This is a genomic window from Kordia sp. SMS9 (assembly GCF_003352465.1).
In the GTDB taxonomy this organism is placed as follows: domain Bacteria; phylum Bacteroidota; class Bacteroidia; order Flavobacteriales; family Flavobacteriaceae; genus Kordia.
Window position 1 is genome coordinate 1,023,162 of the sequence record NZ_CP031153.1, and the last position, 12,396, is coordinate 1,035,557.

Genomic DNA, 12,396 nt, shown 5'->3' on the forward strand with positions numbered 1-12,396 from the left:
CTCTGTTATTTTAGTTGTTTGTCAATTTGCGAAATGGTGTGTACCGATTTCTCATAATCTTTGTTGATGGTTACGTTAGATGCTGGCGTGTAGCGCGCAAATTCGCAACTTTCTAACAAGGTGATAAATTCGTGAATAGTTGCTGAATTTACACTGCGTTCGGTGAGTAATTGACTTATTTTTTCTTTGCTAAACTCCGAAGTTTCAATGCGAAGTTTGGCACGCAAATAATTATGCAATCCGCGTTCTAACACTTCATAAAATGCTTCTTGATCGTTTAGTTTTTTCTTCGCTTCTGATAAGTATTTTTTCGCTAAGCGATTTGCCCTTCGTGTTTTATTTCCTTCAATATCATTATCAAACGCTCTCTTTTTTCTTCGCACAATTAAAATAATCGGAATAAAGAAGAAAGGTCCAAATAACAATCCGTAGAATAAGTTCGATTTGAAGAAATCTTCCGTTTCCACAGGCACTAAATTTGCATCTGTTTTTAAGAATCTGAATTGTGAACCGTTTGTGGTAACGAGTTGTTTTTGGGTTGCATTTTGATCGTTTGTATTTTCAGACGTTGCAGTATTTACAGGACCTTCAACGACATCAATAATAATTTCGTCAGAACGTAAGGTTTTGTATTTTTTATCAGAAGGATCAAAATACGAGAATGATACACTTGGTATCGGATATTTTCCTTTGAATTGTGGCACAACGGTGTAACTGTCAGAAATTTTTCCTTGCATTCCTCCAATTCGCGTTGTTACACGTTCTGTAAATTCAGGATCGTATACTTCTAAAGAACTTGGCAATTTCAGTTTTGGCAGTTCAAACAATTTTAGGTTTCCTTTCCCTGAGACTTCTATTTTTGCTTGCAACGATTCGGAGGCATTTAGTGATTGTTTGCTCGTGGTGACTTCAAAATTGAAATCGCCCACAGCACCAGCAAAGTTTTCAGGTTTTCCTGCTTCTGGTAATTTTTTGACATTCACTGTTCTTCGTGCAGATGAAACCGTTTTATGAACCGTTTCATAACGACGTCCAAATACGTCTCTACGATTGGTTGGCACTGAAATTTGTAAGTCGATTGAAAAAGGTTCTATGACTTGTTTTCCTGTTTTTTGTGGATATAACACAAAGCGTTTTAAGGTAACATAGGAATAATCTTCACCTTTGTACGTGGTTCGTTCGGCACGTCGCATTTGTGTTTGAATGCTTTGACTCCAAAAGTTATTGAATGTGGGTTTTCCGAGTTCGCGGTAATCATTGACAATGATGCCTGGCTTTACATACAATTTGTATGAGATTGTTACAGGCTCGTTCAAATACGGATTGCCTTTAGAGACTTCTGTGACCAAGTGCAAACCTTCGGAAATGGCAGTATCTGTACTATTGCCGTTTTGTGCGCCGTTTACAGCTTTGGTTACCGTGATTTTTACTGGTAAGGTTTTATACACTTGCCCATCAATTTCTACTTTTGCTTGTTTGATGGTAAAGGTTCCTTCCGCTTTTGGCTGTATGAAATACGTGTATGTTTTTGAGAAAGAGCGTTGTCCGTTATTCCACACATGACTCATAGACTGAATTGGTCCGCCAACAACACGAAATCCTGCAAAGCTTGGCGCGGTAAAATTGTCGCCGTCTCTGTCCATTTCAAAGTCAACTTTCAAACGTTCATTAACGCCTAGTTTCTTTTTACTAACTTTGGTTTCAAAAGTTACCTGCGCACTGATAGCACTTGAAAATAGTACAAATAGTAGTGTTGATATGTATGTTGTAAGTTTCATCGTTTGTAACGAACTTTTCTTCGTTTTTGTCTCTGTTTTTTTAATAATTACCAGTCTTTTTCAGCTTTTACTTTGACACCTTTTGCCTTTTTTTCGTTCAGTTTATCCTGCGTTTTCTTTTCCGCATTGTTCATTGCCTTCAACAAGCTTTTTACTTGTTGTGGCGACAACTGATTTGGCTTTGGCTGTCGTTGTTGCTCTTTGTTTTTATCGTCTTTTTGGTCTGCTTTTCCTTGACCGTCTTTGTTATCTTTTTGCTTCTTTTCTTTTTCTTGATCGCCTTCGCCATCTTTATTTTTGTCGTCCTTTCCGCCTTCGTCTTTTTCCTTGTCGCCTTGGTCTTCGTTTTTATCTTTTTGATCGTTTTTATCTTGATCTTTTTTGTCTTGCTCTTTTTCCTGCTCCTTTTTGTCCTTGTCTTTTTTATCCTTATCGTCGTCTTTCGGAGGATTTTTCTCAAGCATGTCTTTTGCAAGGGCAAAATTGTAACGCGTTTCATCATCCGATGGTTTGTTGCGCAATGCATTTTTGTACGCTACTACGGCTTTTTCATATTCTTTGTTGTTCATAAACACATTTCCCATATTGTGATATGCCTTGTGTTTATCAGCTTTCGTAGTTGCTACCTCAGCCGCTTGTTTGTATCGGTTGAACGCTTCTTCATAACTTTCATTTTCGTAGTAAACGTTTCCTAAGTTATACTTTGCTGCCACATTTTCGCCGTCTTTGGAGATCGCTTTTCGGTATTCGGCTTCTGCATCTATATAACTGCTGTCTTTGACTGCATTGTTTGCTTTGTACGTATAGTTTTTCGATTCATTTTTGAAGGCATCTACCTTTTCATTTTGTGCATACGATATGGAAATCGTCAACAATGCAAGCAATATGTTTTGTACATTTTTCATGATTCTTTTTCATTAAATAGGTTTAACTTTTGCAACCATGCTGTTTTTCGTTCTAATAGAAAAACATCGAACAGTAATAAGAAGATTCCCAAACCGAGAAACCATTGAAATTGGTCTTGGAATTCAGAGAATTTTTTCGCTTCAAATTCTGTTTTATTCATTGTAGACAGTCGATCCGTAATGAAGCTTACTGCATCTTCGGTGATCTTTCCATCTATATATTCGCCATCGCCTTCGGAGGCAATTTCTTTGAGTGTCTGTTCATTGAGTCGTGTAATGACGACTTCACCTTGCAAATCGCGTTTGAAGGATTCTACGATTCCGCGTCGTTTCAACGGAATGCGTCCGCCTTTTGTCGTTCCCACTCCGATGGTGTAGGTTTTGATGCCTTCTTTTGTTGCTTCGTCTGCCAATTTTCCTGCACCTCCTGTATGATCTTCTCCATCGGAAATGATGACCAATACACGATTGGTTTGTTCTACATCGTCATAATAGGTTTTTGCCAAACGAATGGCGTCATTGATGGCAGTTCCCTGCGATGATAACATGTCCGTGTTCAGATTTCCTAAGAACATTTTTGCGGCTGAAAAATCAGTGGTAATTGGTAATTGCGGAATGGCTCTTCCCGCGTAAGCGATAATACCTATACGATCGCTTCCCAAGTTATTGATGATTTCAGAGACAATTCGCTTTGCTTTGTCCAATCGGCTTGGAGAAATATCTTCTGCCAACATGCTTTTAGACACATCTACCGCGAATACAATATCGACACCTTCTCGTTTTACTGTTTCCAGTTTCGTGCCAATTTTTGGATTGACCAATGCTACAACTAAAGATCCGATTGCCAAACACCAAATCACTAATTTTAGAATAGGCTTAAAAGTAGATTTTTCTGGACTTAAACGTTCTAAGAGTTGTTTGTTGGCAAATTTACGTTGCGCGTTGCGTTTCCATAACTGCATGAGTATGAAAATCAACACCACAATTGGGATGATGATTAGTAAGTAAAAATATTTTTTTTCTTCTAACATAATTCGCTTTAGATAAAACTTCTAAATAAGGTTTTGCGCAATAAGATTTCTAACAGTAATAATATGCCTGCAAAAAAGACAAAGATCCTGAATTTTTCTTCATAATTGGTATAGCGAAATTCTTCAATTTCTGTCTTTTCCAACTTGTTGATTTCTTCATAGATTCCTGCTAATTTTTTACTATTCGTAGCTCTAAAATATTTTCCTCCAGTGGTTTTGGCAATTTGCTTTAATAGCTTTTCGTCAATTTTCACTTGCATGTTTCTGTATTGAAAAGAGCCATCTGGATTAATTGCAAATGGTGTGGATGCCATTCCGTTGGTTCCAATTCCGATGGTGTAGGTTTTGATACCATATTCTACTGCCAACTCGGAAGCAATTTGTGGTTCAATAAATCCTGCATTGTTTTCTCCGTCAGTTAATAGAATGATGACTTTACTTTTGGCTTTGCTATCTTTTAAACGATTGACAGCCGTTGCCAATCCCATTCCAATCGCTGTTCCACCTGTGAGTTCGCCATACTTAAATTTTATTTCTTTTAACGCATTTTGAATGATGTTTTTATCAGTGGTAATCGGTGTTTTGGTAAAACTTTCTCCTGCATATACAACCAATCCGATTCGGTCACTTGGTCTTCCTTCAATAAATTCAGCTGCCACTCTTTTTAGCGCCGCCAATCTGTTGGGTTTTAAATCTCTCGACAGCATACTTGCGGATACATCAATTGCCATGACAATGTCAATTCCCTTGTTGGTTTTGACTCTCGTGGAAACTTCTTTGGTTTGCGGACGCGCCAATGCAACAATTAATGCTGCAACTGCCAACATGCGCAATGCAAACAGTATTGGTTTTAGCTTTGGCAACATACTTTGCGTAGCTTTGAATCCTTGCAAACTTGACATTTTGACATCAGCCAACTGTTTTGGTTTTTTCCAAACATACCAAGCAATTGCTACTGGAATGAACAATAGCAACCAAAAAAATTGTGGATGTGCAAATGTATAATTATCGATCATTCGTCGTTTTCTTTTCTATTAGTGTGATGGAATTTAATATGCGATCCACCAACGTTTTTCCGTCTTCATCATCTTCTGCATACATCATCGTCAAGGTTTGTACGCCACGACCTTCTTGAAATATATAGGCTTCATATTCTCTTTCTTGCGTGCTACTGAATGGACTTAATGTGTCTACAAAAATTCCACTTCCATGTATTTTGAGTCCTTCAATACCTGTTGGCGATTCGTATTCTTCAGTAAATACCAAAAGTTCGGTAGCACCTTCATCTTCAAATTTCTTTAGAATTTTTTCTGCAATGTCATCCAAGGTAATTTCAGGTTGTTGCTTGAATGTCGTCACTGCCAAGTCAATGGAAAATGGTGCCAAATGACTTTGATAGCTGTATATATCTGTTTCCGAAATCGCTGACGCGGAGTCTTTTACTTTTATAGGCGTTATGCGTTTTAATACTTGCGGTGTGGAAATGGTAAAGTCAGCCGTTCCATATTTACTCGTAACCCATTCGTCTTCAAGCAAATCGCCCATAGAATGACCTACATACGTATTTTCTTTTACGTATTCCAAAGTTGCATAACCGACCAATCCGCCAAAAGCGATGATCATTCCCACAACTCCGATCACGGTATTTCTAAAACGTTGCTTTTTGCGTTGTTCTTCTAACAGTCGTAATTTATATTCTTCGTCTTTGCGCAATTCTTCTTCTGAGATTTCAGGAATAGCTTCTTTGGTTTCAACGACGATGTTTTCTACCAAATTACGATCGGCTTTTACAACGGCATCATCTGGTTTGGATTTCGCAAATTTTACCAAATCGGCTGTTTGCAGTACGTTTTTTAGATTTTTGATGGTTTCATCTTTCAAATCCAAATACCCTGCATCTTTTTGTGCTTCTATTTTACGAATCAATTCGGCCGTAGTACTTTCCAACGCATCAATGCGAACTTCTTCTTCGATATATTGACGCACAATGTTGGTGAGTTCAGAATAGTAGCCTTTGTATTCTGAATTGAGTAATAATCGTGATTTGTCCAACTCATTTAATTGCAACAAGGCGCGATCGTACGGAGGAATTTCAGCTTTTTTCTTTTTTTGCTGTTTCTCTCTTAGTTGTAATACAAAAAAGTAGAAATATGCGCCAAATAGTGCCATTAATCCTAAAACAATTAAGAGATATATCCACCAATTACTGCTGCCTTTATCAACGGCAGTGATTTTTTTGATGTCAAACATTTGCTGTTTTAGCGTATCTACAGGCACATCCGCCACAGCAACACGAATAGAATCGGTAAAGAATGCCTTTTCGTTGATGAGTATTTTTAGTTTTGGAATGTAATACGTTCCCGAATCAAATTGTGTGATTCCGTATTCTTTGATGAGATTGTAGTTCGCATCTTGCTTTACGGTATCCGTATCGTAGGCTTCCAACAATTCCAATGGCAAAAATAGATTGTTCCCTTCTGGAAACACAATTGTTGCCGTTGTATCTGCTTCTACCGAGAGTGAAAACTTGATTTCTTCTCCAATTTTGATTTGCGTAGAATCCACTTTCGCTGTCACTTTTTGCGCGAATGTTTGTGTGGCAAATAGACAAAAGAAAACCATCCATAAACCGCTCATTCGCTGGAATGCAAAACGTTTTGTAGATCGTTTTAATTTTGTATTTATATTTCGTAATTCGTACTTCATAATTGGCTTAGCCTCTTCGTTTAAAATAGCCTAATAATTTTTTTACATAACTTTCATCAACACTCGCACTGATGGTTCCTGCGCCACTTCTGGAAAATAATTCTTGAAAGTATTTTACTTTGTTTCTGTAATAGTTGGTGTAATTGTTTCGCACTTTTTTGGAACCTGTATTGACCAACATGGTTTCGCCGGTTTCGCTGTCGAGCATTTGTACAATTCCTAAGTTTGGAATGGTTTCTTCGCGTTGATCATAAATACGAATTCCCGTAAGGTCGTGTTTTTTTGCGGCAATTTTCAAGGTTTGCTCATATTCATCTGCAATAAAATCTGAAAGAATAAAGACAATTGCTTTTTTCTTCATGACGCTTGATAGAAATTTTAATGCTTGCGAGACATCTGTTTTGGTGCTTTTTGGCGTAAATTCTAACAGTTCACGAATAATGCGCAATACATGCGATTTTCCTTTTTTCGGCGGAATGAACAATTCAATATCATCTGAAAATAAAATCAGTCCAACTTTATCATTGTTTTGCATTGCTGAAAATGCCAACGTTGCCGAAATTTCGGTGATGGTTTCGTTTTTAAATTGTGCATTCGTTCCAAAAAGTTCAGATCCTGAGACATCCACCATCAACATCATTGTCAATTCACGTTCTTCTTCGAATACTTTGATGTACGGTTCGTTGTAGCGCGCGGTTACATTCCAATCAATATTTCGTACATCGTCACCAAATTGATACTGACGCACTTCGCTAAACGTCATTCCACGTCCTTTGAAGGTAGAATGGTATTCTCCTCCAAAAATGTGATCGCTCAATCGGCGCGTTTTAATTTCTATTTTTCGTACTTTTTTAAGTAACTCTTTCGTATCCATTGTTCAGCTTGATAAACATTCCGCATCTGATGCAGAATATTTTTGAAATAAAAACTTGGTTTCTTAGTGGTTTCCTGCCTTCGCAGGAATGACAAAATTTATTTATTAAGGAACTTCAATTTCGTTTACAATCTTGTTGATGATTTCTTCGGAAGTGATGTTTTCGGCTTCTGCTTCATAGGTAATTCCGATTCTGTGACGTAATACATCGTGTACTACAGCACGCACATCTTCTGGGATTACGTATCCTCTTCGTTTGATGAATGCATAACATTTAGCGGCATTGGCTAAGTTGATACTTCCACGAGGCGACGCTCCAAAACTGATTAATGGTTTTAAGTCTTCTAATTTGTATTTTTCTGGATATCGTGTAGCAAAAATGATATCTAAGATGTATTTTTCTATCTTTTCGTCCATGTAGACATCTTTGACAGCTTCTTGCGCTTTTAAGATTTGAGCTACAGAAACCACTGGATTTACAGTTTCATAACTTCCTTTTAAGTTGGCACGCATGATGAGTTGTTCTTCGTCCATTTTTGGATAATCAATCACTACTTTCAACATAAAACGGTCAACTTGTGCTTCTGGCAGCGGATACGTTCCTTCTTGTTCCACAGGATTTTGTGTTGCCATTACCAAGAAAGGTTTGTCTAAAATAAACGTTTCATCACCAATAGTTACTTGCTTTTCTTGCATCGCTTCTAACAATGCCGATTGTACTTTGGCTGGCGCACGGTTGATCTCATCTGCTAAGACAAAATTTGCAAAAATGGGTCCTTTTTTAATCGAGAAATCATTCTCTTTCATGTTATAGATGAGCGTTCCCACAACATCGGCTGGAAGTAAATCAGGCGTAAACTGAATTCTGCTAAAACTTCCTTGCACTGCTTTACTCAAGGTATTAATTGCCAAGGTTTTTGCCAGTCCAGGAACACCTTCTAGGAGAATGTGTCCTTTTCCAAGTAAACCAATTAATAAACGTTCTACCATGTGCTTTTGCCCAACGATGATTTTATTAATTTCCATCGTTAGTAAGTCGATAAAAGCACTTTCTTTTTCTATCTTTTCGTTAATGGCTCTAATATCTATTGTTTCTTCCATTTAGGTTCTTTTTTTGAGGCGTGAATTTATGAATCACTTTTAAGAGATGCAAATTGTTAAAATTATTCGTTTATTGCTGTTAATAATTGGTTAAAATATTGAGGATATTTATATATTGAACCCTTTAAAACTCAAAACTGTGTAAGATCGGGAACGATCTCATTTTTTTGTTGATAACGCAACGCTTTACAATTGCGCAATATGCCTGTTGTATTGGCATTTTTTGAATTAAATTTTATGGAATTATCTGGATTAGATTACAGCCTTATTTTTGGATTTTTTGCCATTGTTTTAGGCATTGGAATTTATGTTTCTAAAACTTCTGGGAAAAATAGTACAGAATATTTTTTATCAGGACGAAATATGCCTTGGTGGATTTTAGGAGTTTCGATGGTTGCCACTACATTTTCAACCGATACACCAAATTTTGTGACCGATATTGTTCGAAAAGACGGCGTTTCTTCCAATTGGGTTTGGTGGGCGTTTTTAATTACAGGCTTGTTGACGGTTTTTGTGTATGCAAAATTGTGGCGAAAATCGAACGTAGCAACCGATATAGAATTCTATGAATTGCGCTACGGCGGAAAACCTGCTAAATTTCTCCGTGGATTTCGTGCCGTGTATTTAGGCGTCATTTTCAACATCTTTGCCATGGCTGGAGTTACCTTAGCTGCCATTAAAATTGGTGGTGTCATGTTAGGCTTACAACCGTGGGAAACGGTTGTGTATGCAGGAGCAATTACTGTATTGTTCAGTGCTATTGGCGGATTTAAAGGCGTAATTTACACAGATTTTTTACTGTTTTTTGTGGCGATGGCAGGTGCCATTGGTGCGGCGTATTATTGTGTAAATCTTCCGGAAGTTGGTGGCTTACAAAATTTAATCACACATGAAAATGTAGCGAATAAGCTGAATATTTTTCCCGATTTTAATGATAAAGAAATCTTGATAACACTGATTATCATTCCGTTGGCGGTACAATGGTGGAGTTCTTGGTTTCCAGGCGCAGAGCCTGGCGGCGGCGGTTATATTGCACAACGCATGTTGGCAGCAAAAGATGAAAATCATGCCATTGGTGCAACTTTCTTTTTCAACATTATGCATTATGCCTTGCGTCCTTGGCCGTGGATTTTGGTTGCCTTAGCTTCGTTGGTCGTTTTTCCAGATATTGCCAGTATTCAAACGGCTTTTCCAAATATTCCAGCAGATAAATTAGGAAACGATTTGGCATATTCTGCAATGCTCACAAAATTGCCTAGCGGATTGTTAGGCTTGGTCTTAGCTTCACTTGTGGCAGCGTATATGTCTACGATTTCGACACACTTAAATTGGGGATCGTCTTATATTGTCAATGATTTTTATAAAACCACCATAAAAAAAGATGCTTCTGAAAAAGAACTGGTAAACGTTGGGCGAATTTCCACCGTAGTTCTCATGATTTTTAGTGCCATTTTTGCATTATTTCTACAGAATGCAAAACAGCTTTTTGATATTATTATCATGTTTGGAGCAGGAACTGGACTCATCTTTATTTTACGATGGTTTTGGTGGCGAATTAATGCTTGGAGCGAAATTTCGGCGATGATTGCTTCTGGTATTATTTCTATTTTATTTAAGTTAACTGTTGTTGGAAAAATCATGTTTACACATAAAGATGAAACGAGTGGTTTACTTGTAGAAGGTTGGATGCCAGAATATGCACAGTTTCCGTTAGTAGTACTTATTACTACAATTATTTGGCTGACAGTTACCTTCATGACACAACCTGAAACGAAAGAAACCTTATTCAACTTTTATAAAAAGATTCAACCTGGCGGACCTGGCTGGAATAAAACGATTGCGGATGCAGAAGCGGATGCAGTGCAAATTGTAACCGACACACAACCTTGGAATGTTCCTTCGGGAATTTTAGCCATGTTGGTTGCTATGGTTTTTATTTACAGTATTATGTTTGCGACAGGTTATTGGATTTATGGAGAAACGACACTAGCATTGACATTAACAGTTGTTGCTTTGAGTGCTGGATTTATTTTAACACGACTTTGGAAGAAAATTAGAGCGTCGGTGTTTTAGGCTAGACTTAATTAGAATATTAGACACGCTTCGCTTTGGTAGCGCTTACGCTCTTAGATTGTTTAAATTTCATCACACTGAACTTGACGCAAAAAGTTAACATTAATCTTCAAAAAAATCTAACGATCTAACATTCCAACAATCTAAATTGTCTGAAAACAAATTTGTATTTTTACGGTAAAATAGATAGACTTTGAAATCAAATTATTCAAGAATTATTGCAGGTACCATGACCTGGGGAATTTGGGGGAAACAACTCAACACTTCACAAATGATTGACCTGATGCATCATTGTAAAAATGCTGGAGTTACTACGTTCGATCACGCTGATATTTATGGTGGTTACACGACGGAAGCCGATTTTGGAAAAGCATTTGCCGAAAGTAAGATAGATCGTGAAAGCATCGAAATTATTTCTAAATGTGGCATTCAGTATCAAGCAGAAACACGTCAAAATTCCATTAAACATTACGATTATTCTGCGGAGTATATTATTTGGTCTGCAGAAACCTCACTGAAGCATTTACAAACTGAATATTTAGATCTGTTATTACTACACAGACCAAGTCCGTTGATGCATCCTGAGGAAGTTGCCAAAGCAATTGATCAATTGAAAACACAAGGAAAAATTAAGAATTTTGGAGTTTCCAACTTTACGCCATCACAAATGACGATGATTGGCACAAAGAATACAATTACTGCCAACCAAATTCAGTTTTCGTTGACTGATTTTGACGCGATGCACGATGGAACACTCGATTGTATGATGACCAATTCCATTTTACCAATGGCGTGGCAACCGCTGGGAAGTGTGTTTAGAGAAGAAACCGAACAAACAAAACGAATTCATACAGTTTTGGATACGCTTACAGAGAAATATAACGCTACCAAAGATCAATTGGTATTGGCGTGGATTTTAAAACATCCGTCAAATGTACATCCTGTGATTGGAACGACAACTAAAGAGCGAATTACGAACGCTGCAAAAGCCGTAGAAATTGATTTGTCACAGGAAGATTGGTTTTTGTTATTGGTGGAAAGTCAAGGACATAAAGTTCCGTAGCTTCGCAGTATTGAGATGTTAGTAGTGAGAATTGAGTTTAATTAAAATTATAGATTCCCGCTGGAGTTTATCTTGAGCGTAGTCGAAAGAGAAAATTATGAGTACAACAAAAACAGCTTTTATTACAGGTGCCACAAGCGGAATTGGACGCGAGATTGCGCGCGAATTTGCCAAACATGAAATTCGACTAATTTTGTGTGGGCGCAGACAAGAACGTTTGAACGAATTGCAAGCCGAATTGCGTTCGCACACAGAGGTGCATACCTTAAATTTTGATGTGCGCGATAAAGATAAAGTAGCTGCTGCAGTAGCGTCGTTACCAGCGAACTTTCAAAAGATTGATATTTTGATAAATAATGCTGGAAATGCACACGGTTTGGATCCGATTCAGAAAGGAAGTTTGGACGATTGGGACGCGATGTTGGATATTAATGTAAAAGGATTGTTGTATGTGAGCAACGCCATCATTCCGCAAATGGTGGAACGAAATGCTGGACAAATTCTCAATATTGGTTCTACGGCAGGAAAAGAAGTATATCCAAACGGAAATGTGTATTGTGCCAGCAAACATGCGGTGGATGCACTGAATCAAGGCATGCGACTGGATTTGAATGCACACGGAATTCGCGTGGGTGCTATCAATCCTGGATTGGTGGAAACGGAGTTTAGCGATGTGCGTTTTAAAGGTGATACAGATCGTGCGGAGAAAGTATATCAAGGCTTTCAACCGTTGACACCGAAAGATGTTGCCGAAACGGCGTATTTTATTGTCTCGCGACCTGCGCATGTAAATATTGCCGACTTGACAATGATGTGTACGGCGCAAGCTTCGAGTACGATTGTAAAGAAATCGTGATGAATAATC

General features: G+C 37.8%; 10 protein-coding genes. 3 read left to right on the forward strand and 7 right to left on the reverse strand.

Features of this window, described 5'->3' with window-relative positions; genetic code table 11:
* Window positions 1-5: 5 nt before the first annotated feature.
* The 7 genes from KORDIASMS9_RS04495 to KORDIASMS9_RS04525 all read right to left on the reverse strand — a co-directional run bounded on the left by KORDIASMS9_RS04495 (window position 6) and on the right by KORDIASMS9_RS04525 (window position 8,395).
* Window positions 6-1,778, reverse strand: coding sequence for a BatD family protein (locus KORDIASMS9_RS04495; RefSeq protein WP_114901695.1), 1,773 nt, complete (start codon window positions 1,776-1,778; stop codon window positions 6-8).
* 47 nt (window positions 1,779-1,825) lie between these two features.
* Window positions 1,826-2,683: a tetratricopeptide repeat protein gene (locus KORDIASMS9_RS04500; protein ID WP_114901696.1), complete on the reverse strand. Its 858-nt coding sequence runs from the start codon at window positions 2,681-2,683 to the stop codon at window positions 1,826-1,828.
* Window positions 2,680-3,714, reverse strand: coding sequence for a VWA domain-containing protein (locus KORDIASMS9_RS04505; RefSeq protein WP_114901697.1), 1,035 nt, complete (start codon window positions 3,712-3,714; stop codon window positions 2,680-2,682). The genes KORDIASMS9_RS04500 and KORDIASMS9_RS04505 overlap by 4 nt, the downstream gene beginning before the upstream one ends.
* Window positions 3,715-3,722: 8 nt before the next feature.
* Window positions 3,723-4,730 (reverse strand): VWA domain-containing protein, encoded by a 1,008-nt coding sequence (locus tag KORDIASMS9_RS04510; RefSeq protein ID WP_114901698.1) that lies wholly within the window; start codon window positions 4,728-4,730, stop codon window positions 3,723-3,725.
* A complete protein-coding gene (locus KORDIASMS9_RS04515; protein WP_114901699.1) occupies window positions 4,720-6,420 on the reverse strand; it encodes a hypothetical protein in 1,701 nt (566 codons plus the stop codon). The genes KORDIASMS9_RS04510 and KORDIASMS9_RS04515 overlap by 11 nt, the downstream gene beginning before the upstream one ends.
* A gap of 7 nt (window positions 6,421-6,427) precedes the next feature.
* Window positions 6,428-7,294 (reverse strand): DUF58 domain-containing protein, encoded by an 867-nt coding sequence (locus KORDIASMS9_RS04520; protein ID WP_114901700.1) that lies wholly within the window; start codon window positions 7,292-7,294, stop codon window positions 6,428-6,430.
* A gap of 105 nt (window positions 7,295-7,399) precedes the next feature.
* Window positions 7,400-8,395 carry a MoxR family ATPase gene (locus KORDIASMS9_RS04525; protein WP_114901701.1) on the reverse strand — a complete coding sequence of 332 codons (996 nt, stop codon included), beginning with the start codon at window positions 8,393-8,395 and terminating at the stop codon, window positions 7,400-7,402.
* 237 nt (window positions 8,396-8,632) lie between these two features.
* Between KORDIASMS9_RS04525 and KORDIASMS9_RS04530 the strand changes: the two genes are divergently transcribed.
* The 3 genes from KORDIASMS9_RS04530 (at window position 8,633) to KORDIASMS9_RS04540 (ending at window position 12,387) form a co-directional block, all read left to right on the forward strand.
* On the forward strand, window positions 8,633-10,468 hold the full coding sequence (locus KORDIASMS9_RS04530; protein WP_114905144.1) for a sodium:solute symporter family protein: 1,836 nt from the start codon (window positions 8,633-8,635) through the stop codon (window positions 10,466-10,468).
* A 193-nt stretch (window positions 10,469-10,661) separates the two neighbouring features.
* Window positions 10,662-11,531 carry an aldo/keto reductase family oxidoreductase gene (locus KORDIASMS9_RS04535; RefSeq protein ID WP_114901702.1) on the forward strand — a complete coding sequence of 290 codons (870 nt, stop codon included), beginning with the start codon at window positions 10,662-10,664 and terminating at the stop codon, window positions 11,529-11,531.
* 97 nt (window positions 11,532-11,628) lie between these two features.
* Window positions 11,629-12,387: an SDR family NAD(P)-dependent oxidoreductase gene (locus tag KORDIASMS9_RS04540; RefSeq protein WP_114901703.1), complete on the forward strand. Its 759-nt coding sequence runs from the start codon at window positions 11,629-11,631 to the stop codon at window positions 12,385-12,387.
* Window positions 12,388-12,396: the final 9 nt, after the last annotated feature.

Bases quoted from the DNA above. Each gene is read 5' to 3' on its own strand.
- KORDIASMS9_RS04510 (WP_114901698.1), bottom strand. From the start codon at position 4,730: ATGATCGATAATTATACATTTGCACATCCACAATTTTTTTGGTTGCTA.
- KORDIASMS9_RS04500 (WP_114901696.1), bottom strand. From the start codon at position 2,683: ATGAAAAATGTACAAAACATATTGCTTGCATTGTTGACGATTTCCATA.
- KORDIASMS9_RS04520 (WP_114901700.1), bottom strand. From the start codon at position 7,294: ATGGATACGAAAGAGTTACTTAAAAAAGTACGAAAAATAGAAATTAAA.
- KORDIASMS9_RS04495 (WP_114901695.1), bottom strand. From the start codon at position 1,778: ATGAAACTTACAACATACATATCAACACTACTATTTGTACTATTTTCA.
- KORDIASMS9_RS04540 (WP_114901703.1), top strand. From the start codon at position 11,629: ATGAGTACAACAAAAACAGCTTTTATTACAGGTGCCACAAGCGGAATT.
- KORDIASMS9_RS04515 (WP_114901699.1), bottom strand. From the start codon at position 6,420: ATGAAGTACGAATTACGAAATATAAATACAAAATTAAAACGATCTACA.
- KORDIASMS9_RS04530 (WP_114905144.1), top strand. From the start codon at position 8,633: ATGGAATTATCTGGATTAGATTACAGCCTTATTTTTGGATTTTTTGCC.
- KORDIASMS9_RS04505 (WP_114901697.1), bottom strand. From the start codon at position 3,714: ATGTTAGAAGAAAAAAAATATTTTTACTTACTAATCATCATCCCAATT.
- KORDIASMS9_RS04525 (WP_114901701.1), bottom strand. From the start codon at position 8,395: ATGGAAGAAACAATAGATATTAGAGCCATTAACGAAAAGATAGAAAAA.